We start from the raw sequence: 23,892 nt of genomic DNA, 5'->3' as shown, positions 1-23,892 counted from the left end.
CTCCGCGCCATGTCCGAACCGTCGTCACAGCCTGCCACCACCCCCCAGGTGGAGGGCGTTCCCGCAGGCGGGGGTGCCGAGATCAGCCCCTGCGGTGCCTACCGCTGGCAGCTGCGCCGAAGCTGGGACCCCAGCCGGCCAGCTCTGCTGTTCATCGGCCTCAACCCCTCCCGCGCCGATGGCCGCCGCGACGACCCGACCCTGCGGCGCCTGCTCGGTTTCGCCCGGCGCTGGGGCCACGGCTCGCTCACGGTGGTGAACCTGTTCGCCCGCATCAGCCCAAGCCCGGCGGCCCTGCGCCGCTGCGCCGATCCAATCGGCGCAGCCAATGACGACTGGATCATCCGTTCGCTGAACGAAGCCCTGGAAGCTCCTTCCCCGCCAGCCTCTGGCTGGGCTGGGGCAACGGTGGCCGCTGGCGGGGGCGCGATCAGCAGGTGCTGGAGCTGCTGCAGGCCGTCGGCGGCGCCGATCAACTCAGGGCCCTGGGCCTCACCGCCTCCGGCCAGCCCCGCCATCCCCTCTATGCCCCAGGTGTTGGGGCTCTGCAGCCCCTGGTTCTGGCGCAATCCCGTCAGCCTGCGGCATTCTGAGCACGCGTTGAACCGCCGCCATGCCCAGGACCCCCCGACGCTTCGCCGTGCATCTGCTGTTCAGCGGTGGCCATCGCGAGGTGGTGAACTTCGCCACCCTCGAGGCCTTCCAGCAGTGGTATTCCGGTGTGCTCAACGCCGGCCCGCCGGAGGCCTACGTGAACGTGCCGATCAACGACCTGCAGGGTGAATACCTGGTGGTGCGCCCCAGCGCCATCGTCGGGATCCGGGTCGAACCGCAGTTTGCCGTGAACGAGGATTGAGTCTCAGCAGCGACCGCCTCGGCCTGCTCTGGGGCCTCACCGTCTTCGCGGGCTCCATGGCCCAGCTGCTCGCTCAGCTCAGCGGGCTGCCCACGGTGGTGCTGCTGCTGGCCTCGGGCCTGCTGATCGGCCGCGCCGGCTTCGACCTGGTCGATCCTGAGCTGCTCGGCTCCGGCCTCGAGCCGATCGTGGGGCTGCTGGTGAGTCTGGTGCTGTTCGATGGCGGGCTCAACCTGCGCCTGGCGGGCCGCGAGCCCCGCCAGACCCTGCTGCGGATCGTGCTGGTGCGGGGCCTGCTGGGGCTCGTGGGCAGCGCCGCCCTGGCCCACGATCTGGCCGGCCTCGACTGGCCCGTGGCCCTGGTGTTCGGGGCGATCGTGCTGGCCACCGGCCCCACGGTGATCACACCGATGGTGCAGCAGATGCGCCTGAAGGCCTCCCTGGCCCAGGTGCTGGAGGCCGAAGGCCTCGTGCTCGAACCGTTCAGCGCCGTGCTGGCGGCCCTGCTGCTGGAGCTCGCCCTCGGTGAACTGGACAGCTGGGGGATCTCGCCGGTGCCCTGGTCCTGCGGATCGGCGGTGGTGCCCTCGCCGGCGCCCTGGCGGGCTTCCTGCTGGCGGCCGTGCTCCAGCGCCTGCCCGTCACCGGCGAGCGCAGCGGCATGGTGCGCCTGCAGGTCACCCTTGGCGTGCTGTTTCTGCTGTTCAGCGGCGCTGAGGCCCTGCTGCCCGAGGCGGGGCTGCCGGCCGCCGTCACCGCTGGGGTGGTGGTGGGTTGGCGCCTCGATACCGAAGCCGATCAGCTCGATGTCCTAATCCGTCAGATGGCCCAGCTGGCGATCACGATGCTGTTCCCGTTGCTGGCGGCGGATGTCTCCTGGGGGAGCTGAGCCCCCTGGGCTGGGGCGGCGTGGGCTGCGTGCTCGGGCTGATGCTGCTGCGGCTGCTGCTGGTGCAGGTGGCGGGCGTGGGCCTGCCCCTGGGCGGCCGCGAGAAGCTCCTGCTGAGCTGGATCGCCCCCCGGGGTATCGTCACCGCCGCCGTGGCCAGCCTGTTCGCCATCCGCCTCGAGGAGGCCGGGGTGCCAGGGGCCAGCCTGCTCAAGGGCCTGGTGTTCCTGACGATCCTGCTCACCGTGGGGCTCCAGGGCTTCACCGCCCCGGCCCTGGCCCGGCGCCTGGAGCTCGTGGATCCCGAACCCGAAGCCACCGCAGGCGGCTCGGCCAACGGCGCCTCAGAGGCTGCGCCCGAGCCGGGCGAGGTCCTCGCCACTGGGGTGGAGTAGGCACCAGGTGGCCACCAGATCGGGGCCCTGCAGGCTGCCGAGCAGGGCGGCCCGCAGGCTTTTCATCAGCACCCCTTTCTTGACGCCCGCGGCGGTGGCCGCGGCCCCCAGAAGCGCCTGGGCCTCTTCGGGCCCCAGGGACGCCGCCCCCTGGGCCGCCAGCGCCGCCCGCAGCGCCGCCAGCGCCGGCCTGGCCCCTCGGTTTCCAGCTGGGCGCGGGCGGCCTCGTTCAGTTCCGGCCGCTCGAAGAAGGGCCTGGCCTGCTCGACGCCATCGGCCAGCAGGGTGAGTGAGGGCCCCAGCAGCTCCGTGAGCTGCTCCTGCCACCCCGGATCGCTCCCGATCGCCCCGTCAGCGCCCCAACCTTGCGCCTGCCACAGCGGCAGCAGCTGGCGGCGCAACTCGGCGGCCCCGAGGCCGTGCAGCACCTGGCCGTTGATCCAGTTCAGCTTGTCCCAGTCGAAGCGGGCCCCGGCCCGGTTCACGCGCTCGAAATCGAACACCGCCGCCGCCTGCTCCAGGCTGAAGCGCTCCCCCATGCCCTCCGGCGGCGACCAGCCCAGCAGGGTCATGTAGTTGGCCAGGGCTTCGGCGGTGTAGCCCATGGCGCGGAACTCCGACACGGAGGTGACGCCGTCGCGCTTGGAGAGCTTGCGGCCCTCCTGGTTGAGGATCAGGGGCGTGTGGGCGAACTGCGGCAGCGCCAGGCCCAGGGCCTGATACAGCAGGATCTGCTTGGCGGTGTTGGCGATGTGGTCCTCGCCGCGGATCACGTGGCTGATCGCCATCGCCGCGTCGTCCACCACCACCACCAGGTTGTAGAGGGGATCGCCGATGGCGCCAGCAGGGGCGCGCCGGGCGATCACCATGTCGCCCCCAGGTCGGCGCCGGCCCAGCGCATCGCCCCGCGCACCAGGTCGTTCCATTCGACCGTGGCGGCGTCGTCGATGCGGAAGCGGATCACGCTCGGGCGGCCCTCGGCGATGAAGGCCTGCTCCTGCTCGGTGCTCAGGTCCCGGTGGCGGTTGTCGTAGCGCGGGGCTTTGCTGGCGGCGGCCTGGGCCTCGCGCATCGCCGTGAGTTCCGCCTCGCTGGCGTAGCAGCGGTAGGCGTGGCCGCTCTCCAGCAGCTGCGCGATCGCCTGGCGGTGGGCCTCGATCCGCTCGCTCTGGATCACCGGTTCGCCGTCCCAGGACAGCCCCAGCCAGGAGAGGCCCTCAAGGATGTTGGTGGTGAATTCCGGCCTGGAGCGCTCCCGGTCGGTGTCCTCGATGCGCAGCAGGAACTGGCCCCCGTGGCGGCGGGCGAACAGCCAGTTGAACACCGCCGTGCGGGCGGTGCCGATGTGCAGGGTGCCGGTGGGACTGGGGGCCAGGCGCACCCGAACAGGTCCGGCAACCGCCACGTGAGGCTCTCCAACAGATGAGTGAACGGGACTGACGGGATTCGAACCCGCAACTTCCGCCGTGACAGGGCGGTGCTCTAACCGGTTGAACTACAGTCCCAGTCGGGCTTTTGGCCGTCCTGTGTTGCGCTGGCAACTGGATGAGTATCTGTGATCACGGGTCCCGACGTCAACCGAGGGCCGGGGGCTCCAGTCGGTGCAGTTCGCTGACCATGGCGTCGATGCTCTCGGGGTTCGCCGCTTTGGTGGCGGAGCTGAGCAGTTCGCGGCCGATCACCACGGCCCCCAGATGGGCGAACTGCAGGCGCATAGCGCTGACCACCTTCTGGCCGCCGCCGCCGCTGTGGCTGGAGAGGGCCACCGGCACCCCCTGGAACAGGGCGCGGAAATCGGCCGTGCTGGTGGAGAGCCAGGCGATCGCGTTCACCAAGGTGGGGGGCAGGCTGCCGTTGTATTCCGGCGCGCAGACCCAGAGGCGCTGCTGCTGACGCAGGACCGCCGCCAGGATCTCCAGGGGCTCGCCTGCGCCCGCGGCCTGGCGCACCGGGGTGAACAGCGGCAGATCGAGCGCCACCAGATCAATCAGCTCGGAGCCGTGGCCCAGGGCCTGGGCGCGCTCGGCCACCAGCTCCGCCAGGGCGCGATTCTTGCCGTTGCTGGCCGTGAGGATGAGCATGGAACTGCCGCGGGGCTCAGGGGCTGGCCCTCAGGGGCGGAACCCTGCCGGCTCGATCAGCCGCACCTGGTTGCCGCGGGCGGTGAATTCCCGACCCTGGTCGCTCTGGACGACCACACGCCCGCCTGATTTGACCCGGATCACCCGGGCCCGAACCCAGCCGAGGGCGGCGGATTCGAGCACCTTGACCACATCACCGGGTTGTAGATCCAACTCCATATCCGGAACCGCGAAACTGCAGAGGGGGTAGTCGGACGCGCCGTGGAGGACTTGAACCCCCGACATCAGGTTTTGGAGACCTGCGTTCTACCAACTGAACTAACGGCGCAAGGCGAAACCCTTGGGGCGAAACCCTTGGGCCGCTGCTGAGGAAAGAAGCGGCCTGGGTGAACGAGGAGGAAGGCCTCAGCGATCGAAGCGCTGCTTGACGCGGGTGGCCTTGCCCACCCGATCGCGCAGATAAAAGAGCTTCGCTCGACGCACCTTACCGCGCCGCTCCACCTTCACGGAAGCCACCTGGGGGCTGTGGAGCATGAACACCCGCTCCACGCCGATGCCCTGGAAGATGCGGCGCACGGTGATGGTCTCGTTGAGGCCACCGTGGCGCTTGGCGATCACCACGCCCTCGTAGGGCTGGATGCGCTCCTTGTTGCCCTCACTGATGCGTACACCGACCCGCACGGTGTCGCCCACGTAGATCTCAGGCAGGTCGCTCTTGAGCTGCTCGGCTTCGAAGGCGCGGATCAGCTCGTAGGCGCTGAGCTTGCCGGTTTTCACCGCCGTCGCCGGGGGCTCGGCCACGGCAACAGCTGCCGTTTCGTTCAACTCGTTGGATTCCGCTGCCATCTTCCGGTTCCGTATACGCCTGACCAAACAAGGAGTGTACCGGCTCAGGGTTCCGCTTTTCTGGGAGCTGGCTTACGCCACTTCTGCACCAGCAGCCCCGCCCCGGTCGCCAGCATCCACAGCAGCCCGAGGCCGTTGAGCAGCACGTAGACGCTCTCGAAGCGGCTGCCCAGCCATTCCCCCTCGTGCAGCACCATCAGCAGGTGCACCTGGTCGCGGCTCAGGCCGGCCCAGTCCTTGAGCAGGCGGTAGGCCATGCCGCTGCAGACCGTGAGCAGCAGCGGTGTGAGCACCACCGGGGCGATCAGGCCATGGAGGCGGCGGAACGGCGCCGGGGTGGCCATGGGCTGGCGGGAGGTTCAAGCGGTCCAGTGTGGCGGTTGATAACTTGAAGGACCGCTACGGGCGTTTTCGGATGAATCTCTTCGCGGAACTGCTGGCCTCCACCAACGCTGCGGCCACCAAGGCGGCCAGCAGCGCCACCCAGGTGGGTCCGCGGATCCAGAAGAGCCGCCGCGGGGTGGAGATCAAATCGGCCCGGGAGATCGAGACGATGCGCCGCGCCAGCCGCATCGTGGCCACGGTGCTGCGCGAGATCACCGAGTTGGCGGCGCCGGGCCTCTCCACCGCCGATCTCGATCGCCACGCCGAGCAGCGCATCCGTGAGCTGGGCGCCACGCCGAGCTTCAAGGGCTACCACGGCTTCCCCGCCAGCATCTGCGCCTCGATCAACAACGAAGTGGTGCATGGGATCCCCAGCGCCAAACGGGTGATCAAGGCCGGTGATCTGGTCAAGATCGACACCGGCGCCTACTTCGAGGGTTACCACGGCGACAGCTGCATCACCCTCTGCGTCGGGGAGGGCATCAGCGAGGAGACCCGCCGCCTCAGCCGTGTGGCCCAGGAATCACTGATGAAGGGTCTGGCCCAGATCAAGGCCGGCAACACCTTGCTCGACATCGCCGGGGCCGTTCAGGATCACGTCGAGGCCCACGGCTATGCCGTGGTGGAGGACTACACCGGCCATGGCGTCGGCCGCAACCTGCACGAAGAGCCTTCGGTGTTCAACTTCCGCACCAAAGACCTGCCCAACATGAAGCTGCGCGCCGGCATGACCCTGGCGGTGGAGCCGATCCTCAACGCCGGTTCCAAGGACTGCCGCACCCTCAAGGACCGTTGGACCGTGGTCACCGTGGACGGCTCCTATTCCGCCCAGTGGGAGCACACCATCGCCGTCACCAGTGACGGCTGCGAGATCCTCACCGACCGGGATTTCTAGGGCCCAGCGTCCGTTTGGCGCCGGGTGACCAGACCGAAGTAAAGCCGCCGCCACACCGCAGCCAGGGGCATCGTGAGGTAGGTGAGCAGATTGGGGGTGACGATGATCAGCCCGAGGCCGCAGCTGGCCTGGGCCAGCACTTGGCGGGCCACGAAGCCCGCCGGCATCACCCCGATCGGGTTGAGGGCGGAGCGGAACGGCCCCAGCACCAGCCGCCGCAGGCGCCAGGGGCCCCCGGGGCATCCAGCTGACGCAGGCTCAGCAGTTCCCCCAGCAGGCGCTTGCTGAGCTCATAGAGCGGACTCAACGCCGGCTGCACCTCCGCCTCCGAGGTGTTCACCCACACCTCCTTGATCGGCGCGGCCGGATCGGGCCGGCCCTGGCGTTCGCAGGTCGCCACGAACAGCTCCAGCAGTCGCCAGGCGCTCAGGGCATTCACTTCCAGGGAGCGCTCCACCGCCCCGGGGCTGCGCTCCCCATGGACATTGATGCCGTGGTTGATCACCAGGATGTCCACCCCCTCCAGCAGCTGCGCCAGGGCGCTCTCCTCGCCGCAGCGCCAGGGCACCTGCTCGAGAGCCAGCAGCTGGCCTTCGCTGTCCCGCAGCTCCAGGGGCGCCGCCGAACTGGTGAGGGCGATCGGTGTGGCGCCGCGGCGCTGGAGCTCCAGCAGCAGCGCCCGGCCAAGGCTTCCCCCGCTCCGCTCACCGCCACCCGCCGGCCCGCCAGGGGCAGGGCCCGGCCCAGGAGCGCCTCAAGCAGATTCATCGCTGGGCCCCATCGGTGGGCGAACGCCCCACAGGCTGGCAGCATGGGGCATTCTTATAGCGCTCGCGGCGACCGACGCACGGATGGCCTCCAACAACCCCACGGATGTGGCCTCCCATGACGCCGCCCAGGTGGCGCTCTATGCCCCCTATTGCAGTGGGGTCAGCCGGGAGGGGGTGCTGGATCAGGCCATCCATCTGCTCGATCAAGGACGGGTGAGCGGCCAACGGGTGCTGAAGTTCGGGACACCGCACGTGTTCGAGCTGCGCTGGCAAGCCGGCACCTCCCCCAGGAACGCAGCAGCTGTCAGCTGAGCTTTCCCCAGCTGCCCGAAGTGCTCTACAGCTTTTCCGTTCCCACCCACCAGCTGGTGCTCTGGCTGATGGATCTGATCCAGGACCGTGACGGGGGTGCTGAACCCGACCTGCCTGAGAACTTCTGGCGCTGGCTTCTGGTCGGTGAGATCCCCCACAGTCCTGTGCTCTAGATGGCCCCCACGCTTCTGATTGGTTCCTGTCACCCGTTCAGTGGCAAATCGGCTGTGGTGCTTGGCCTGGGGAGGCAACTGGTGCAGCAGGGGCTGGCCTTGCGCTTCGGCAAACCCCTGGCCACCAGCTGCACGCCCGACCCCGATCAGGAGTCGATCGAGCTGATCGACGACGACGTGCGTTTCGTGGGCAGCATCCTTGGCCTGGCTCCCGAGCAGCTGCTGCCCTCCCTCGATCTGCTGGAGCCCGCCACCGCCCTGGCCCGCCTGCTGGAGGGGCGCCGCAGCTCCGGGCCGGGCTTCGAGCTGCTGCAGCGGCGGCTGGGGGCCTTCAGTGACGGGGTCACCCTGCTGGAGGCCGCCGGAACCCTCAGTGAAGGTCTGCTCTATGGCCTCAACCTCAGCCGCCTGGCCGAGGCCTTCGCGGCCCCTGTGGTGCTCGTGCACCGCTGGGAGGACAGCCTCAGCATCGATGCGCTGCTGGAGGCCCAGCAGCAGCTGGGGGAGCACCTGGCCGGTGTGGTGCTCAATTCCGTCAACCCTGACCAGGTGGGCGAACTGCGCGCCGAACTGGTGCCCGCCCTGGAAGCTCTGGGGCTGCCGGTGTTCGGTGTGATGCCGCGCAGCCCGCTGCTGCGCAGCGTCACCGTTGAAGAGCTGGCGGGGCGCCTGGGGGCGCGGGTGCTCTGCTGCCGCGAGCGCCTCGATCTGCTGGTGGAAACCCTCAGCATCGGGGCGATGAACGTCAACTCGGCGATGGAATTCTTCCGCCGCCGCCGCAACATGGCCGTGGTCACCGGCGCCGACCGCACCGACATCCAGCTGGCGGCCCTCGAGGCCTCCACCCAGTGCCTGATCCTCACGGGCGCCAGCGAGCCCCTGCCACAGCTGATCAACCGCGCCGAGGAACTGGAGGTGCCGATCCTCAAGGTGGAGCACGACACCCTCACCACCGTGGAGGTGGTCGAGCGGGCCTTCGGCCACGCCCGCCTGCACGAATCAGTCAAGGCCACCTACGCCTTCAAGCTGGTGCAGGAGCACTGCTCGTTCAACCGATTGTTCGATCGGCTGAGGTTGCCCCAGCGGGCCTGAGGAGAGCGCTGCTAATTTCAACTCGCTGGCAGATGGCAAGCGTTGACTCGGTCCCTTGATCTACCGGCCCTCGACCGGATCGACACCCTGGCCCAGGAGCTGGCGATGCTCCAGGACACGGGCAAACGGCGCATCGCCATCCTCGGCAGCCGTCACGTGCCGGTGGTCTCGATCCACCTGGTGGAGCTGGTGGCGCGGTCCCTGGCCCAGGAGGGGCACAATCTGGTCACCTCGGGCTCGTTGGGGGTGAACGCCGCCGTCATTCGCGGTGTGCTGGAGGTGGACCCCAGCCGGCTGACGGTGCTGCTGCCCCAGAGCCTGGAGCGCCAGCCCAGCGAATCCCGCGACCAGCTGGAGCGGGTGCTGCACCTGGTCGAGAAGCCCGAGCACGACGAACTGCCCCTGCCGATGGCCAGCAGCCTCTGCAACCAGGAGATCATCGGCCGCTGCGACCAGCTGATCTGTTACGCCTTCCACGACAGCGAGACCCTGCTCACCAGCTGCCACGCCGCCGAGGACATGGGCAAGGTGGTCAGCCTGATGTTCTTCGACTGAGGTCGCCGGGCCCGGGCCCTTCAGGATTCTGATCAGGATTCCGAGGCCATCACCTCCAGCCGCGTGCCCACCCGACGCATCACCACCACCTGATCACCGGGCTCAAGCCGCCTGGGTTCATCGAGGCTTTCGGCGGCCCAGCTCTGGCCCTGCCAGCGCACCCGGCCGCGCCCCTGGGCGTCGAAGGCGGCGATCACCTCGGCCCGGTCGTCGGCGGGGGCGAGGCGCTCCAGCTTCGAGGGCTGCCGGCTCGACCAGCGCCACAGCGCCGCGCTGCCCAGCAGGCTGATCAGGGCAAAGACCACCACCTGCATCGACACCGGCAGGCCCACCAGGGCCGTGAGCGCCGACACCAGCAGGGCGGCCACCGCCGCGATCTCGAAGCCCCCGAACCCGGGGATGCTCACTTCGATCAGGAACAGCACCCCGGCCATCGCCAGCCAGAACAGTGGGGCCATCGGGCCAAGGGCGAATCCTGCCAGTCTGCTGTGGGCTGAACGGCAGCGCTGCCTAACCTGGATCGGTTCAACCCATCTGGACTCCCATGGAAGTGCTGTTTTCGCTGCCGGCGCTGGTGCTGCTCGGGTTTCTGGGAGTGGGCAGCGCCAAGATCACCAACGGCGGGCGCTCGATGCTGGTGGAGCGCCTGGGCAAGTTCGACCGGGAACTCAAGCCGGGCCTGTCGCTGGTGCTGCCCGTGGTCGAACGGGTCGTCAGCAACGAGTCGCTCAAGGAGCGGGTGCTCGACATTCCCCCCAGCAGTGCATCACCAAGGACAACGTCTCGATCGAGGTGGATGCGGTGGTCTACTGGCAGCTGCTCGAGCATGCCAAGGCCTACTACGCCCTCGACAACCTGCAGTCGGCGATGGTGAATCTGGTGCTCACCCAGATCCGCTCGGAGATGGGCAAGCTCGACCTCGACCAGACCTTCTCCACCCGCTCGGAGGTGAACGAAGTGCTGCTCCATGAGCTTGATCAGGCCACCGATCCCTGGGGCGTGAAGGTCACCCGGGTGGAGATGCGCGACATCGTGCCGTCCCCGGGGGTGCAGCAGGCGATGGAGATGCAGATGAGCGCCGAGCGCGAGAAGCGCGCCGCGATCCTGCGCTCCGAAGGGGAGCGGGAGTCACAGGTGAATGCGGCCAAGGGGCGGGCCGAGGCCCTGGTGCTCGATGCCAAGGCCCAGCAGGAGGCCCTGCTGCTGGGTTCCGAAGCCCAGGCCCAGCAGCAGAAGGTGTTGGCCATTGCCCGCGCCGAGGCGGCCGCCGAGCTGGCGCGTGTGATCGAAGCCCACCCGGCGGGCGCCGAAGGCCTGCGCCTGTTGCTGGCCATGGACTGGACCTCCATGGGCAAGGAGATGGCCAAGACCCCCGGTGGCAGCGTGCTGATGGTCGACCCCCAGAGTCCCGCCTCCCTGCTCACCGCTCTCAGGGGGCTGCAGGAGAAGGGCTGAGGGCGGACCGCCGCTCGGTGGCCGCGGGCTAGCTGGTTCAAGCCGCCGCCAGCACCGCCTTGAGCCCTTCGGAATACAGCACCGCCGTGGCGAGCAGCGCGCCGATCCAGCAGAGGCTGCGCAGGGGAGGCACGTTGGCCACATAGGCGCCGTTGTAGGCCAGGCGCAGCAGCGGATGGGCCCAGGCGGCCACCAGCGCCGCCGGCGCGTTCACCCCGGCGACCAGGCAGAGCAGGCAGGCCGGGGCATGGAGCGTGAACGCCTCGAAGGCGTTCTGGTGGGCCCAGCTGGCCCGCTGCCCCCAGGCCGGCAGCCGCTCGAACATCGCCCGCGGTGCCGCCAGATCGGCGACGCTGAAATCAGCCCGGGAGCGGCCCAGGGCCAGCGGCACCAGGCTCACGATCACCACGGCGCCGGCCAGCACCAGCGACCAGGCGAAGGGGGCAGCGGCAGTCAGGGGCATGGCAGCAGAGGAGTGGGCGAGGTCCCTTTTCTAGGCTGGAGCCCCTCACCCCTGTCTTCTGGTCCGATGGCCGACACCTACTCCTTTGATGTGGTCTCCGATTTCGATCGCCAGGAGCTGGTCAATGCCGTGGACCAGGTGCGCCGCGAGGTGGGCCAGCGCTACGACCTCAAGGATTCCAAAACCGAGATCGAGCTGGAGGAGGGCAGCCTCACGATCACCACCGCCAGCGACATGACGTTGGAGGCCGTGGTCGATGTGCTGCGCCAGAAGGCCACCAAACGGGAGCTGTCGCTCAAGATCTTCGACTTCCAGACCCCCGAGCCCGTGGGCGGCAACCGGGTGCAGCAGAAAGTGCTGCTGCGCAAGGGCCTCAGCCAGGAGCTGGCCAAAAAGCTCTCCAAGACGGTGCGTGATCAGCTCAAGAAGGTGACCGTCGCGATCCAGGGGGACAGCCTGCGGGTCACCGGCAAGAACAAGGACGACCTGCAACAGGCGATCCAGCTGTTGCGCGCCGAGGATCTGGAGCTGCCGCTGCAGTTCGAGAACTTCCGCTGATGGGCTTGGTCCGGGGCCGGCCGGCTCCCCGGAGCTCAGCTCAGTACAGGCCGACGCAGGTGTCGGTGGGGGTGAGCTTCATCAGCGACCAGAGGGCGCCGTACTGGGCCGCCGTGAGCTTCAGCTCCTGCTGCATCTTGCCGGCCGCCGGTGTGCCGGGGGCCGCCGAGGCCCCCAGGTCCTTGTTGAGGATGACGAATCCCTGGCACATCACATCGATGTCGACGTTGAGATCGGCGGCCCGGGCGGGAAGGCCCAGCATGGGAAGGAGCCCAGCGCTCAAGGCAGCGGCGGTGAAGCCAGTGGCGGTGAAGGCAAGGGCTATCAGTTTCATCTGAACAGAACCATCCTTGAGAGCCGGTGGCGGCTGACTTCCTAGGCTAAGGCTCCCGTTGATGATCGACCTGGGGTTGGCCTGGCGCTTCTGGATCGACCGGGGTGGCACCTTCACCGACCTGGTGGCCCGCAGCCCAGGCGGTGAGCTGGTCGTGCGCAAGGTGTTGTCGGCGGCGGCCGGCGGTGATCCGGTGGTGGCGGCGATCCGAGAGCTGGTGGGGGTGGGCCCTGGGGAACCCCTGCCCAAAGGAGCCATCGCCGAGGTGCGCCTGGGCACCACCGTGGCCACCAATGCGTTGCTGGAGCGCTCCGGCGCCCCCACCCTGCTGCTGGTGAGCTGCGGCTTCGCCGATGCCCTGCTGATCGGCGACCAGCACCGGCTCGATCTCTTCGCCCTGCGGATCGTGAAGCCCGACCAGCTCCTTGGCCGGGTGCTGGAGGTGGGCGGCCGCCTGGCGGCCGACGGCAGCGAGCTAGAGCCGCTCGGGTTGGATGCCGAGCTGGAGGTGGAGTTGCGCCGTGCCCACGCTGATGGCTACCGAAGTGTTGCTGTTGCTTTGCTCCATGGCGCCCGCCATCCCTGCCATGAGCGCGCCCTCGGGGAGTGGCTGCGCCAGCTGGGGTTCAACCATGTGGCCCTCTCCCACCGGGTGAGCCCCCTGACCAAGCTGGTGCCCCGGGCCCAGACCGCTGTGGTGGAGGCCTATGTGGATCCGCCCCTGCGGGCCTACCTGGGCCAGCTGCAGGCTGAGCTGGGGCCCGATTGTGGGTTGCGGGTGATGCAGTCGAGTGGTGGATTGATCGCGCCGGAGCAGCTGAGGGCCAAGGACACGATTCTCTCCGGCCCGGCCGGGGGCCTGGTGGGCGCCTGCCGCATCGCGGCGGCGGCTGGGCTTGGCGCGATCGTCGGCTTTGACATGGGCGGTACCTCCACGGATGTGTTCCATTCGGCCGGGCCTGGGCTGCCCTGGGAGCGCTGCAGCGAAACGGAACTCGCCGGCCTCAGCCTGCAGGCGCCGATGCTGGCGATCCATACCGTCGCCGCCGGTGGTGGCTCCGTGGTGCATGTCGATGGCGAGCGACTGCAGGTGGGGCCCGCCTCCGCCGGCGCCGATCCGGGGCCGGCCTGCTACCAGCGCGGCGGCCCGGCCACGGTCACCGATGCCAACCTGCTGCTGGGGCGCCTGCGGCCCGAGGCCTTTCCGGCGCTGTTCGGCCCCGGCGGTGATCAGCCTTTGGAGGTCGCAGCATCGGCGGCGCGGTTCGAGGCGTTGGCGGCGCAACTGGAGGTTGCCTGGCCAACGGCTCCCGGGTCCACGCCCCAGCCCATCGAGCGTCTGGCGGAGGGGGCGGTGGCGATCGCCGTGGCGCGCATGGCCGGTGCGATCCGGCGGATCTCAATCCAGCGGGGCCACGACCTGCGCCAGGCCGCCCTGGTGGGCTACGGCGGGGCCGGCGGGCAGCACGCCTGTGCCCTGGCGGAGGCCCTGGGCATGGCCCAGGTGTTGCTCCATCCCCTCGCTGGGGTGCTCTCCGCCTACGGCATGGGTCTGGCCGAGGAGCGGCGGATCCGTGAGCGCAGTGTGCTGGAGCCCCTCGATGCAGCCTGCGTGCGGCGCTTGCATGAGCTGGCGGAGCGCCTCGATGGCGAGCCGCTGCCGGGCTCGTCGCGGCGGGTGACCGCCTGGCTGCGGCTTCGGGGCGCTGAGGTGAGCCTGCCGGCAGCCCTGAACTCCTTGGAGGCGATGACGCGCAGCTTTCTCGAGAGCCATCAGCAGCGCTACGGCTACTCCCCCGCTGGAGTGGGCGGCACGCCTGTGGCTCTGGAGGTGGAATGGCTGAGTGTGGAGCGGGTGGCGGCCGGCGCTCCCCTGGCGGATCGCGCGCAACAGCCCGGCGGCGATCCCCAGGACCCGGAGGACAGCCCCGCCACGGCATCCCTGTTCATCGATGGGGCCTGGCAGCCAGCGTCGCTGCTCTCCCGGGGGCGCCTGAGGCCGGGTGATCGGCTCAGGGGGCCAGCCCTGATCACCGAGTCCACCGGCACCGTGCTGGTGGCGCCACGCTGGGACCTCCAGGTGCTGGCGGGGGGAGTTGATGCTGCGTCATGCCCCCTCTGGCCCTGGCCGCGCCGGGACCCATGAGCTCGGTACCCGCTCGGACGATCCGGCGGCTCCCGTGGATCCGGAGGCAGTGGATCCGGTGCTGCTGGAGCTGTTTCACTACCGTTTCACCGCCATCGCCGAGCAGATGGGCGAACGTCTGCGCCTCACCAGCACCTCGGTGAACATCCGCGAGCGGCTGGATTTCTCCTGCGCCCTGTTCGATCGCCGCGGCAATCTGGTCGCCAACGCCCCCCACATTCCGGTGCACCTGGGCTCCATGGGCGAAAGTGTCGCCAGCCTGCTGGCGGCCGTCGCCCGCGGGGAGCGCCCGCCCCTGGCCCCCGGGGATGCGGTGGTCTCCAACGATCCCTACAACGGCGGCACCCACCTGCCGGATCTGACCGTGATCACGCCGGTGTTCGCCGCTGCCGGTGAGCCGTCGTTCTTCGTGGCCAGCCGTGGCCACCACGCCGATGTGGGTGGCCTCACCCCCGGTTCAATGCCCCCCAACAGCTCCAGCATCGAGGAGGAGGGTCTGCTGCTCGACAACGTGCCGTTCCTGGAGCAAGGCGAGTTCTCTGAGGCATCCTGGCGCCAACGGCTCGCTGCCGGAGCCTGGCCAGTGCGCAATCCCGACCAGCTCCTCGCCGATCTCCAGGCCCAGGTGGCGGCCAATCGCCTGGGGGCGGCCGAGCTGGAGCGCCTGGTGGCCCAGGAGGGGTGCGAGCGGGTGCTGGCCTACATGGGCCATGGGCAGGACAACGCCGCCGAGGCCGTGCGCCGGGTGATCGATCGCCTGGAGGATGGGGCCTTCCGGGTGGAGCTCGATGACGGGGCCGCCATCGCCGTGGCGGTGCGGATTGATCGGGCCGCGCGCCGGGCCACGGTTGATTTCAGCGGCACCTCCCCCCAGCACCCGGGGAATCTCAACGCCCCCTGGCGATCACCAAGGCGGTGGTGCTCTATGTGTTCCGCACCCTGGTGGGGGAAGCGATCCCCCTCAATGCCGGCTGCTTCCGGCCCATCGATCTGGTGGTGCCGGAGGGCTGCCTGCTGCGGCCCCGGCACCCCGCCGCCGTGGTGGCCGGCAATGTGGAAACCTCCCAGGCGATCGCCAATGCTCTCTTTGGCGCCCTGGGGGTGATGGCGGCGGCCCAGGGCACGATGAACAACCTCAGTTTTGGCAATGGCCACTGCCAGTACTACGAGACGATCTGCGGCGGCAGCGGCGCCGGTGCCACGTTCGCGGGGGCTGACGCCATCCAGAGCCACATGACCAACTCACGCCTCAGCGACCCGGAGGTGCTCGAAAGCCGTTTCCCGGTGCGGCTGGAGTCGTTCGCCATCCGGCGCGGCAGTGGTGGCCTGGGCCGCCACCGGGGGGGCGATGGGGTGGTGCGGCGGCTGCGCTTCCTGGAGCCGCTGACGGTGTCGATCCTCTCGGGCTCCCGCCGGGTGCCCCCGTTCGGCCTGGCGGGTGGTGGGCCGGGGGCGCTCGGCCGCAACCGCCTCGAGCGCGCCGATGGGTCGATCGAAGCCCTGGCGGGCAGCGTTGAGCTGGAGGTTCAACCCGGTGATCTGCTGGAGATCGCCACCCCCGGAGGCGGCGGCTATGGAACCTAGGTTCAGGCTGTCGACCCTGGCGGCGCCCCTGCTGGCGGCGCTGACGCTTGTGGCCGGCTGCTCCGGTGATTCCTCTGGCCCGCTGGCGGCTGGCCGCCTGGGCCTGATCCAGCAGCGGGGCCACCTGATCTGCGGCATCAACGGCCAGTTGCCAGGCTTCAGCAGCGTGGGCGCCGATGGCCGCTTCCAGGGCCTCGATGTGGAGATCTGCCGCGCCGTGGCCGCCGCCGTGCTGGGGGATCCATCCAAGCTCGATCTCAAGTTGCTCAGCAGCAACGATCGCTTCGCCGCCGTCGCCAGTGGCGATGTCGATCTGCTCTCTCGCAACACCACGCTCAACCTCAGCCGCGATGCCCCCGGCGGCAACGCCCTCTCGTTTGCGCCGATCGTCTACTACGACGGCGGCGGTGTGCTGGCGCCGGTTTCCAGCGGCATCACGCGGTTGGCGGACCTGGCCGGGCGCACGGTCTGTGTGGTGAGCGGCTCCACCAACGAGGGCGTGCTTGCTGATCGCATGGGCAGCCTGGGGCTCGCCTATGTGCCGATCCGCTACCGCAACGCCGACGAGACTTTTAGTGCCTACCTCTCGGGCCGCTGCGAGGCCGTCACCAGCGACCGCTCCGGCCTGGCGGCCCGCCGCACCCTGTTCCCCGATCCCGCCGCCCACCGCCTGCTCCCTGGCATCCTCAGTAAGGAGCCGATGGCCCCCGCCAGCGGCCAGGCGGATCCAGTCTGGGCCGATGCCGTGCGCTGGAGTGTGCGCGCCCTGATCGAGGCGGAGGAGCTGGGGCTGAGCCGCGCCAACCTGGCCGCGCGCACCGCAACGGCCAGGGCCGATCCCCGCCAGAGCCAGCTGCGTCGTTTTCTGGGCCTCGAGGGCGACCTGGGCCGTCAACTGGGCCTGCCCGCCGACTTCGCCGCCAGGGCCGTGGCGGCGGTGGGCAACTACGGCGAGCTGTTCGAGCGCACCCTGGGCCAGGGCTCGCCCCTGGGGCTGGAGCGCGGCCCCAACCGCCTCTGGCGCGATGGCGGGCTGCTCTACTCACCGCCCTTTCGCTGAGCCTTTTCGCTGGGGCCTTTCGCTGAGTTGATGCGCGAAACGTGCCTTGGGAAGCCTGCCCCGGCCGATCGCCCCATAACCTGAGCCGACACATGCAGGCCCTCACGGCACAGGTTTGATGGCCTATTCCCTCATTGTCTTGGAAATCGTGGTGGGGATCCTGCTGCTGTTCGGCGGCGGGGAACTGTTCGTCGCCGGTTCGGTGGCCCTCTCGCTGCTGCTGGGGATCCCCCAGCTGGTGATCGGCCTCACGGTGGTGTCCCTGGGCACCAGCGCCCCTGAATTGTTCGTGAGCCTGCTGGCCACCACCCAGGGCGGCAGCGGCGGCGATGCCCTCGCGGTGAGCAACATCGTGGGCTCCAACATCTTCAACGTGCTGGTGGTGCTCGGCGCCAGCGCCGTGGTCATGCCCCTGCGGGTCAACAGCCGGCTGGTGCGCCGCGATGTGCCGCTGCTGTTCGGTGTCTCGATGGCGACCTGGGGCATGGCCTCGGGCGGACGGCTCACCTGGATCGCCGGGCTGGCGCTGCTCACGGGCACGGTGATCAACCTGATCTGGGAGATCGTCTCAGCGCGCGAGGAGCCTGCTGGAGCGGCCGATGATTTCGATGGCGATGGTGCGGCACCCGCCCCGGTGGCCGCGGCCAAGCTGGCGGGTGGCCTGGTGCTGCTGGTGATCGGCTCCCAGTTGCTGGTGAAAGGGGCGACGGCCGCGGCCCTGGGGCTGGGGGTGAGCGAAACGGTGATCGGTCTGACGATCGTTGCCGCCGGCACCTCGATGCCGGAGCTGGTCACCTCGGTGGTGGCGGCCTACCGGGGCAAGGGCGATCTGGCGATCGGCAACGTGGTGGGCAGCAACCTGCTCAACCAGCTGGTGATCCTCGGCCTCTGCGCCACGGTCTCCGGCGGTCGGGGCCTTGGGGTGGAGCAGGTGATGATCACTCGCGATTTCCCGATCATGGTGATCACAACCCTGGCCTGCCTGCCGATCTTCTGGAGCGGTGGGGTGATCACCCGCTCCGAGGGCTGGCTGTTGCTGGGGCTCTACGGCTGCTATCTGCTGGAGCAGATTCTGTTCAACACCGTTCCAGGCGCCCTCGATGAATTCCGTCTGGTGGTGCTGGTGGCGGTGTTGCCGGCGGCGCTGCTGTTCATCACCTGGGGTGCGCTGCAGTGGCGCAAGCGCCGATTGGTCAGCGGCTGATTGACGCGGGCCGATCAGCCCCCTAGCGCCCCAGATAGGAGGCCTGCAGGCCCTCGTCATCAAGGAGTTCGGCGGCGCTGCCGCTGCGGCTCACCCGGCCCGCCTCCAGCAGGTAGCCGCGGCTGGCGATCGCCAGGGCAGCCCGGGCGTTCTGCTCCACCAGCAGGATCGAGAGCCCCTGGCGGTGCAGCTCCGCGAGGATCCCCATCACCTCGGCCACCAGCTTCGGTGCCAGCCCCAGGCTGGGTTCATCCAGCATCAGCAGGGTGGGGCGGCCCATCAGGGCGCGGGCGATCGCCAGCATCTGCTGCTCGCCCCCCGAGAGGCTGCCGGCCAGCTGGGTGCGCCGCTCCGCCAGCCGCGGGAACAGGCCGTAGCAGCGCTCCAGGTCGGTGGCGATGCCGGCGCGGTCACGGCGCAGGTAGGCCCCCAGCTCCAGGTTGGTGGCCACGCTCTGGCGGCTGAGCACCCGGCGCCCCTCCGGGCAGTGGCCGATGCCCAGGCGCACCGTGGTTTCCGTCGCCACCCCCTTGAGTGCCTGCCCGCGCCAGCGCACGGCGCCGCCGCTGGGGGCGACCAGCTGGGAGATCGCCTTCAAGGTGGTGCTCTTGCCGGCGCCGTTGGAGCCCAGCAGGGTCACCAGCTCGCCGCTGCGCACCTCCAGATCCACCTCCTCCAGGGCGGCGATGCGGCCGTAGCGCACGCTCAGGTGCTCCAGGCTCAGCAGTGGGGCTTGGAGTGGGGCCTGGAGTGGGGCGGCGCTGCTCATGGCTCCTCTTCCACGGCGCCCCCCAGGTAGGCCTCGATCACGGCCGGATCGCGGCGCACCAGCTCCGGCGTGTCCAGGGCGATGCGTTCGCCGAAATTGAGCACCGCCAGGCGGTCGCAGAGGTCCATCATCAGCGGCACATGGTGCTCGATGATCAGCACCGTGAGTGAGAACCGCTCTCGCAGGCGGCGGATCAGGGCGCTGAGCTCGCTTTTTCAGCCGGGTTCAGGCCGGCGGCCGGTTCATCGAGCAGCAGCAAGCGGGGGCCGGTGGCCAGGGCCCGGGCGATCTCCAGGCGCCGCTGGTTGCCGTAGGAGAGGCTGGCGGCGCGCTGCTGGGCCAGGGGTGCCAGCTCCAGCAGCTCCAGCAGTTCGAAGGCCTGCGCCTCCAGCTCCCGTTGGCGGCGCCGGAAGCTGGCGGTGCCCAGGAGCCCCGCCACCAGGGGGTGCGGGCGCTGCCATGGAGCCCCACCAGCACGTTCTCCAGGGCGCTCAAGGGGGCGAACAGGCGCAGGTTCTGGAAGGTGCGCGCGAGCCCCAGGCGGGCGATGCGGTCGGGACGCAGGCCGGTGATCGGCTGGCCGCGCCAGAGGATGCGGCCGCCGCTGGCGGCGGTGAGGCCGGAGATCAGGTTGAACAGGGTGGTCTTGCCGGCGCCGTTGGGGCCGATCAGCCCGAAGATCTCGCCGCGCTTCACCGCCAGGCTCACCCGATCGAGGGCACGCAGGCCGCCGAAGCGGCAGCTCAGCGCCTGCAACTCCAGCAGGGGAGCGTCTTCAAGGTGGGCCTGGTTCATGGCCCGGGGGCCTCTGCGCGTGTCTGCCGGAACGGCCAACGCAGCCTGCGCAGCAGCTCCGGTGTGATCAGGCCCTGGGGAAACAGGATCGGTCCCAGCAGAATCACCAGCCCGTAGACCACCAGCCGCAGGTCGCCCACGGGGCGCAGCAGCTCGGGCAGGGCGGTGAGCGCCAGCCCGCCCACCACTGGCCCCAGCCAGGTGCGCGAGCCGCCGAAGACCACGAAGGCGAGGGTGGTGATGCTGGCGTCGAAGCTGCCCTGACGCGCATTCCAGGTGTTCAGGAAGTGGGCGCTGATCACCCCCGCCACCGCCGCCACCAGGGCGCTGAACAGGAAGCTGAGCAGCTTCACCCGGGCGGTGTCAATGCCCATGCAGTCGGCGGCGAGCTCGTCTTCGTGGATCGCCTCCATCGCCCGCCCCAGCCGCAGCCGCTCCAGGCGGGCGCAGAGCCAGCAGACCAGGGCCAGCACCGCCAGGGTGAGCAGCAGATAGCCCAGCGGGCCCTCGAAGGGCTGCGGGATGGCGAAGATGCCGGTGGCGCCGCCGGTGAACCCCAGGTTGAGGTTGAGCACCCGCAGGATCTCCACCAGGGCGATGGTGGCGATCGCCAGGTAAATGCCCTTGAGCTTCAGCACCGGCCCGCCGATCGCCAGGGCCAGCGCCCCGGCGAGCAGGGCCGCCAGCACCAGCTCCAGCAGCAGCGAGGGCAGCGGATAGAGCGCCCCATCCCCGGCGAGGGCCGGGAAGCGGGTGGAGAGCAGGGCGGCGGTGTAGCCGCCGATCGCGTAGAACCCGGGGGTCGCCAGCGAGAGCTGGCCGCTGCGCAGGGGCAGGTACACCGAGAGCCCCAGCAGTGCCCCCAGCAGCATCTGCACCAACAGCGAAGCATCGAGGGGCATGGGCGCTTCGCTCAGACCTTGGTGATCGTGGGACGCCCCAGCAGCCCCCGGGGCCGCAGCAGCAGCACGGCGAACAGGAAGGCGTAGGCCACGGCGTCCTTGAAGCCTGAATAGTCCGCCGGCACCAGGGCCTCGGCCAGCCCCACGATCAGGCCGCCGAGCACCGCCCCCGGCACGCTGCCCAGCCCGCCGAGCACCAGCACCCCGAGGCCCTTGAGGCCGTAGCCGATGCCGAAGTAGGGCCCGGCGATGCTGACGCTCAACCCCACCAGCCCGCCGGCCACCCCGGCCAGGAAGCCACTCACACCAAAGGCCAGCTGCACCATGCGATCGCTGTTGATGCCGAGCAGCCGGGCGGTGGTGGGATCTTCCGCCACCGCCTGCAGGGCCTTGCCGCCGCGGCTGCGCTCCAGCCAGAGGGTGAGCGCCACCACCACCAGCGCCGCGATCGCCATCAACAGCAGCTGCACCGTGCGCACCTGCGCCCCCCAGGCTCACCGCCGCCGGCAGGGTCCCGAGGGCGGAGGTGGGGATCGCATAGCTCTCGGCCCCCACCAGCAGTTGCAGCAGGTTCACCAGGATCACCCCGGCCCCGAGGCTGGAGATCAACGCCAGCAGCGGGTCGGCGCCCCGCCGGCGCAGGGGCCGGAAGGCGGCCGCCTCCACCAGCAGGCTCACCGCGGCGGCCCCGACGCCGGCGAGCAACAGCGCCAGCGGAAAGGGCAGGGCGAAGGGCAGTTGCAGGCCCGCCAGCAGGCCGTTGGCGCCCACGGCCCCGCCGATCAGCAGGTAGGTGAAGTAGGCCCCGAGGGTGAACACCGCCCCATGGGCGAAGTTGATCACCCCCAGCACCGAGAACACCAGGGTGTACCCGAGGGCGAACAGGGCGTAGACGGCGCCGCTGGAGAGACCGTTGACCAGCAGCTGCAGCAGGTGGTCCAAGTGCCTCCCCCGTCAGTTCAGCAGGGCGAAGCGGCCCGTGCGGCCCCCGGCTCCATGCGCACCTGGGCGACGAAGAACTGCTTCTGCACCACCTCACCGTTGGCGGTGAAACCGATCTCCCCCAGCGGGGTCTGGTAGCGGCCCGAGAGCAGTTCGCTGTTGAGGGCGGCGCGCGCGGCCTTGAGGCTGAGCTTGGCCAGGGGCTGGCGGCGATCGAGGCGATCGGCCGCCTCGGTGATCACCTGCAGGGCGGTGAAGGCCTGGGCCGTGAGCTGGGGCGGGATCGCCCCGCCCTTGGCCGCCTTGAAACGACGCACGAACTCCTTGTTCGCGGGGGTATCGAGTTCGGGGCTGTAGGCCTGGGCGATCAGGATGCCATCGCAGTGCTTCTGGCAGATCGGGTAGATGTTCGGGGTGTTCATGCCGTTACCGACCACGATTACGCCCCGGTAGCCCAGCTCCCTGAGCTGGCGGATCAGGTTGCCCCCGTCCACGGCCTGCAGCGAGAGCACGATCAGGTCGGGCTTCAGGCGCAGGGCGGCGGTGATCTGGTTCTGGAAGTCCTGGTCGTTGAGCTGGGTGCGCTGCACCGTCACCGGAGGCAGCCCCTTGGCGCTCAGGGCCTTCTGGAAGATGGTGGTTTCCGAGGTGCTGTAGGCGTCGTCGTGGGCGTAGAACACCGCCGCCCGCTTGATTCCCGGGTGGAGTTCGAGCGCTTTGGCGATCGAAAGCGGCGCGATCACCGAGCTCTGGGCCGAGACGCGGCTGATGAAGTGGCCGATCTCGGGGATGCCGCTGGCGGTGTTGGAGGGGGCCACCACGGGCACGCCCCGGCGCTGGGCGATCGGATCGGCGGCGAAGGCCTGCTGGGAGAGGGTGGGGCCGATCAGGGCGATGGCGCCGCCCTCGATCAGCAGGTTGAAGGCCGTCGTGGCGCTCTGCTCGTCGCTGCCGCCGTCTTCGAGGCGCAGGGCCACGGGCTTGCCGCCCGGTCCCTTGATGCTCTCCTGGGCCAGCTGCAAGCCGATCTGCTGGTCCTGGCCGTAGACATTGGCGTTGCCGGTCAGCGCCAGGGCCGCCCCCACGGGCAGGCCGGCGCTGAGGTTCAGGGGCTTGGTGTCAGCTCCCGGGCCGCAGCCCGTGAGCGCCGCCAGCAGGGCCACCAGGCCCAGAGCGCGAGCCCCGCTCACGCGATCTGGGCGAAGCTGGAGCGGAAGGCGTCCAGGGTGGCGTCGATGTCGTCGTCGCTGTGGGCCAGGGAGGTGGAAGCCCGCCTCGAAGGCGCTCGGCGCCAGGTAGACGCCACGCTCGAGCATGGCGCGGTGCAGCTGACCGAAGCGCACGGTATCGGCGGCCTTGGCCGCTTCGAAGTTGCGCACGGGCCCCTTGCAGAGGAAGAAGCCGAACATGGCGCTGATCGAACCGCCGCAGATCGGCAGACCCACCTCGCCGGCGGCCGCCAGGATGCCAGCGATCAGCCGGCTGGTGATCGCTTCGAGGCGTTCGTAGGTGCCGGGCACCTTCAGCAGCTCCAGGGTGTGGATGCCGGCGGTCATCGCCAGGGGATTGCCACTCAAGGTGCCCGCCTGGTACATCGGGCCGGCCGGGGCCACCATCGCCATGATCTCGGCCCGACCGCCGTAGGCCCCCACGGGCAGGCCGCCGCCGATCACCTTGCCGAGGGTGGTGAGGTCGGGGGTGATGCCGAACTTGCCCTGGGCGCCGCCGTAGGCGATGCGGAAGCCGGTCATCACCTCATCGAAGGTGAGCAGGGCGCCGTTTTCCGTGGTGATCTCGCGCAGGCCCTCCAGGAAACCCGGCTCGGGCGTGATGAAGCCGGCATTGCCCACCACCGGCTCGAGGATCACGCCGGCGATTTCGCCTGGGTTTTCGGCGAACAGACGCTTGACGGCCTCCAGGTCGTTGTAGGGGGCGGTGAGGGTGGAAGCGGTGGTGCTGCGGGGCACGCCGGGGGAATCGGGCAGGCCGAGGGTGGCCACGCCCGAGCCCGCCTTGACCAGGAACATGTCGGCGTGGCCGTGGTAGCAGCCCTCGAACTTGATCAGCTTTTCGCGCCCGGTGAAGGCGCGCATCAGCCGCAAGACCGACATGCAGGCTTCGGTGCCGGAGTTCACGAAGCGCACCATCTCCACGCTGGGGACGGCGTCGATCACCATCTCGGCCAGCTGGTTCTCCAGGGCGCAGGGGGCGCCGAAACTGGTGCCTTTGCCGAGGGCGTTGCGCAGGGCGCCGATCACCTTCGGGTGGGCATGGCCGCAGATCGCCGGCCCCCAGCTGCCGATGTAATCGATGTAGCGGTTCCCGTCCACGTCCCAGGCGTAGGCGCCCTTGACGTGATCGAACACGATCGGCTGGCCGCCCACGGACTTGAAGGCGCGGACGGGGGAACTGACACCCCCGGCATCAGGGTC

The 23,892-nt window shown here is 69.7% G+C and carries 22 protein-coding genes, 2 tRNA genes and 9 pseudogenes; 14 read left to right on the top strand and 19 right to left on the bottom strand.

Annotated elements, in window-relative coordinates:
- Positions 1-9 precede the first annotated feature (9 nt).
- The 4 genes and pseudogenes from AAF143_RS15285 to AAF143_RS15270 all read left to right on the top strand — a co-directional run.
- Positions 10-300 (top strand): annotated as a pseudogene (locus tag AAF143_RS15285) (DUF1643 domain-containing protein); the annotation flags it as partial.
- A gap of 137 nt (positions 301-437) precedes the next feature.
- On the top strand, positions 438-593 hold the full coding sequence (locus tag AAF143_RS15280) for a hypothetical protein (protein ID WP_414027307.1): 156 nt from the start codon (positions 438-440) through the stop codon (positions 591-593).
- 20 nt (positions 594-613) lie between these two features.
- Positions 614-856: a hypothetical protein gene (locus tag AAF143_RS15275; protein WP_255006966.1), complete on the top strand. Its 243-nt coding sequence runs from the start codon at positions 614-616 to the stop codon at positions 854-856.
- Between the two features lie 56 nt (positions 857-912).
- A pseudogene (locus AAF143_RS15270) lies at positions 913-2,140 on the top strand (cation:proton antiporter).
- Here AAF143_RS15270 and gltX read toward each other — a convergent pair.
- The 7 genes and pseudogenes from gltX to AAF143_RS15235 all read right to left on the bottom strand — a co-directional run bounded on the left by gltX (position 2,090) and on the right by AAF143_RS15235 (position 5,411).
- Positions 2,090-3,545 (bottom strand): annotated as a pseudogene (gene gltX / locus AAF143_RS15265) (glutamate--tRNA ligase). The pseudogenes AAF143_RS15270 and gltX overlap by 51 nt on opposite strands.
- Before the next feature lie 26 nt (positions 3,546-3,571).
- Positions 3,572-3,645, bottom strand: a tRNA-Asp gene (locus tag AAF143_RS15260).
- Between the two features lie 69 nt (positions 3,646-3,714).
- Positions 3,715-4,221, bottom strand: coding sequence for an NADPH-dependent FMN reductase (locus AAF143_RS15255; protein ID WP_255006950.1), 507 nt, complete (start codon positions 4,219-4,221; stop codon positions 3,715-3,717).
- 30 nt (positions 4,222-4,251) lie between these two features.
- On the bottom strand, positions 4,252-4,440 hold the full coding sequence (locus tag AAF143_RS15250; protein WP_006043540.1) for a hyperconserved protein Hcp: 189 nt from the start codon (positions 4,438-4,440) through the stop codon (positions 4,252-4,254).
- 36 nt (positions 4,441-4,476) lie between these two features.
- A tRNA-Trp gene (locus AAF143_RS15245) sits at positions 4,477-4,549 on the bottom strand.
- Positions 4,550-4,626: 77 nt separating this feature from the next.
- Positions 4,627-5,067, bottom strand: coding sequence for a 50S ribosomal protein L19 (gene rplS, locus AAF143_RS15240; protein WP_255006948.1), 441 nt, complete (start codon positions 5,065-5,067; stop codon positions 4,627-4,629).
- Positions 5,068-5,111: 44 nt separating this feature from the next.
- A complete protein-coding gene (locus AAF143_RS15235; protein WP_255006946.1) occupies positions 5,112-5,411 on the bottom strand; it encodes a peptidase in 300 nt (99 codons plus the stop codon).
- 71 nt (positions 5,412-5,482) lie between these two features.
- On the opposite strand from AAF143_RS15235, the gene map reads away from it, so the two are divergent.
- Entirely contained in the window at positions 5,483-6,346 is an 864-nt protein-coding gene (gene map, locus AAF143_RS15230; protein ID WP_255006944.1) for a type I methionyl aminopeptidase, read from the top strand.
- Here the strand turns inward: map and AAF143_RS15225 are convergent.
- On the bottom strand, positions 6,343-6,555 hold the full coding sequence (locus AAF143_RS15225; RefSeq protein ID WP_414027306.1) for a hypothetical protein: 213 nt from the start codon (positions 6,553-6,555) through the stop codon (positions 6,343-6,345). The genes map and AAF143_RS15225 overlap by 4 nt on opposite strands.
- Complete coding sequence (locus AAF143_RS15220; protein WP_414027544.1) at positions 6,513-6,914, bottom strand: hypothetical protein; 402 nt, start codon at positions 6,912-6,914, stop codon at positions 6,513-6,515. The genes AAF143_RS15225 and AAF143_RS15220 overlap by 43 nt, the downstream gene beginning before the upstream one ends.
- On the opposite strand from AAF143_RS15220, the pseudogene ebsA reads away from it, so the two are divergent.
- The 3 genes and pseudogenes from ebsA (at position 6,835) to AAF143_RS15205 (ending at position 9,248) form a co-directional block, all read left to right on the top strand.
- Positions 6,835-7,601: pseudogene (gene ebsA, locus AAF143_RS15215) on the top strand (type IV pilus biogenesis protein EbsA). The gene AAF143_RS15220 and the pseudogene ebsA overlap by 80 nt on opposite strands.
- Complete coding sequence (locus AAF143_RS15210) at positions 7,602-8,693, top strand: phosphotransacetylase family protein (RefSeq protein ID WP_255006938.1); 1,092 nt, start codon at positions 7,602-7,604, stop codon at positions 8,691-8,693. It begins immediately after the preceding pseudogene.
- A 42-nt stretch (positions 8,694-8,735) separates the two neighbouring features.
- Positions 8,736-9,248: a DNA-protecting protein DprA gene (locus AAF143_RS15205; RefSeq protein ID WP_255006936.1), complete on the top strand. Its 513-nt coding sequence runs from the start codon at positions 8,736-8,738 to the stop codon at positions 9,246-9,248.
- 32 nt (positions 9,249-9,280) lie between these two features.
- Here the strand turns inward: AAF143_RS15205 and AAF143_RS15200 are convergent, their stop codons facing one another.
- Positions 9,281-9,706 carry an NfeD family protein gene (locus AAF143_RS15200; protein WP_255006933.1) on the bottom strand — a complete coding sequence of 142 codons (426 nt, stop codon included), beginning with the start codon at positions 9,704-9,706 and terminating at the stop codon, positions 9,281-9,283.
- A gap of 86 nt (positions 9,707-9,792) precedes the next feature.
- On the opposite strand from AAF143_RS15200, the pseudogene AAF143_RS15195 reads away from it, so the two are divergent.
- A pseudogene (locus tag AAF143_RS15195) lies at positions 9,793-10,703 on the top strand (SPFH domain-containing protein).
- 37 nt (positions 10,704-10,740) lie between these two features.
- Here AAF143_RS15195 and AAF143_RS15190 read toward each other — a convergent pair.
- The gene (locus AAF143_RS15190; protein WP_255006929.1) at positions 10,741-11,166 is read right to left on the bottom strand and encodes an MAPEG family protein; all 426 of its coding nucleotides are present in this window, start codon (positions 11,164-11,166) and stop codon (positions 10,741-10,743) included.
- Between the two features lie 66 nt (positions 11,167-11,232).
- On the opposite strand from AAF143_RS15190, the gene AAF143_RS15185 reads away from it, so the two are divergent.
- Positions 11,233-11,724 carry a YajQ family cyclic di-GMP-binding protein gene (locus tag AAF143_RS15185; RefSeq protein ID WP_255006926.1) on the top strand — a complete coding sequence of 164 codons (492 nt, stop codon included), beginning with the start codon at positions 11,233-11,235 and terminating at the stop codon, positions 11,722-11,724.
- Positions 11,725-11,764: 40 nt separating this feature from the next.
- On the opposite strand, the gene AAF143_RS15180 is transcribed toward AAF143_RS15185, so the two are convergent.
- Positions 11,765-11,986: a hypothetical protein gene (locus AAF143_RS15180; RefSeq protein WP_414027305.1), complete on the bottom strand. Its 222-nt coding sequence runs from the start codon at positions 11,984-11,986 to the stop codon at positions 11,765-11,767.
- A gap of 133 nt (positions 11,987-12,119) precedes the next feature.
- Between AAF143_RS15180 and AAF143_RS15175 the strand changes: the two genes are divergently transcribed.
- The 4 genes and pseudogenes from AAF143_RS15175 to AAF143_RS15160 all read left to right on the top strand — a co-directional run bounded on the left by AAF143_RS15175 (position 12,120) and on the right by AAF143_RS15160 (position 18,052).
- The gene (locus tag AAF143_RS15175; RefSeq protein WP_414027304.1) at positions 12,120-14,204 is read left to right on the top strand and encodes a hydantoinase/oxoprolinase family protein; all 2,085 of its coding nucleotides are present in this window, start codon (positions 12,120-12,122) and stop codon (positions 14,202-14,204) included.
- Positions 14,158-15,788 (top strand): annotated as a pseudogene (locus tag AAF143_RS15170) (hydantoinase B/oxoprolinase family protein). The gene AAF143_RS15175 and the pseudogene AAF143_RS15170 overlap by 47 nt, the downstream one beginning before the upstream one ends.
- The gene (locus AAF143_RS15165; RefSeq protein ID WP_255006923.1) at positions 15,778-16,848 is read left to right on the top strand and encodes an amino acid ABC transporter substrate-binding protein; all 1,071 of its coding nucleotides are present in this window, start codon (positions 15,778-15,780) and stop codon (positions 16,846-16,848) included. The pseudogene AAF143_RS15170 and the gene AAF143_RS15165 overlap by 11 nt, the downstream one beginning before the upstream one ends.
- Positions 16,849-16,966: 118 nt before the next feature.
- The gene (locus tag AAF143_RS15160) at positions 16,967-18,052 is read left to right on the top strand and encodes a calcium/sodium antiporter (RefSeq protein WP_255006922.1); all 1,086 of its coding nucleotides are present in this window, start codon (positions 16,967-16,969) and stop codon (positions 18,050-18,052) included.
- A gap of 22 nt (positions 18,053-18,074) precedes the next feature.
- On the opposite strand, the gene AAF143_RS15155 is transcribed toward AAF143_RS15160, so the two are convergent.
- The 7 genes and pseudogenes from AAF143_RS15155 to hemL all read right to left on the bottom strand — a co-directional run bounded on the left by AAF143_RS15155 (position 18,075) and on the right by hemL (position 23,885).
- Positions 18,075-18,821 (bottom strand): ABC transporter ATP-binding protein, encoded by a 747-nt coding sequence (locus AAF143_RS15155; protein WP_255006912.1) that lies wholly within the window; start codon positions 18,819-18,821, stop codon positions 18,075-18,077.
- A pseudogene (locus tag AAF143_RS15150) lies at positions 18,818-19,616 on the bottom strand (ABC transporter ATP-binding protein). The gene AAF143_RS15155 and the pseudogene AAF143_RS15150 overlap by 4 nt, the downstream one beginning before the upstream one ends.
- Complete coding sequence (locus AAF143_RS15145; protein WP_255006910.1) at positions 19,613-20,518, bottom strand: branched-chain amino acid ABC transporter permease; 906 nt, start codon at positions 20,516-20,518, stop codon at positions 19,613-19,615. Before AAF143_RS15145 ends, AAF143_RS15150 begins: the two are co-directional and overlap by 4 nt.
- A gap of 11 nt (positions 20,519-20,529) precedes the next feature.
- Complete coding sequence (locus AAF143_RS15140) at positions 20,530-20,973, bottom strand: ABC transporter permease subunit (protein WP_414027515.1); 444 nt, start codon at positions 20,971-20,973, stop codon at positions 20,530-20,532.
- 97 nt (positions 20,974-21,070) lie between these two features.
- Positions 21,071-21,379, bottom strand: a pseudogene (locus AAF143_RS15135) (ABC transporter permease subunit); the annotation flags it as partial.
- 98 nt (positions 21,380-21,477) lie between these two features.
- Positions 21,478-22,545 (bottom strand): ABC transporter substrate-binding protein, encoded by a 1,068-nt coding sequence (locus AAF143_RS15130; protein ID WP_414027514.1) that lies wholly within the window; start codon positions 22,543-22,545, stop codon positions 21,478-21,480.
- A 101-nt stretch (positions 22,546-22,646) separates the two neighbouring features.
- Positions 22,647-23,885, bottom strand: a pseudogene (gene hemL, locus AAF143_RS15125) (glutamate-1-semialdehyde 2,1-aminomutase).
- Positions 23,886-23,892: the final 7 nt, after the last annotated feature.

Source organism: Cyanobium sp. ATX-6F1, assembly GCF_047395825.1.
GTDB lineage: Bacteria > Cyanobacteriota > Cyanobacteriia > PCC-6307 > Cyanobiaceae > ATX-6F1.
Note: the sequence above shows the minus strand (reverse complement) of the source record. Positions and strands in the feature narration are given on the sequence as shown.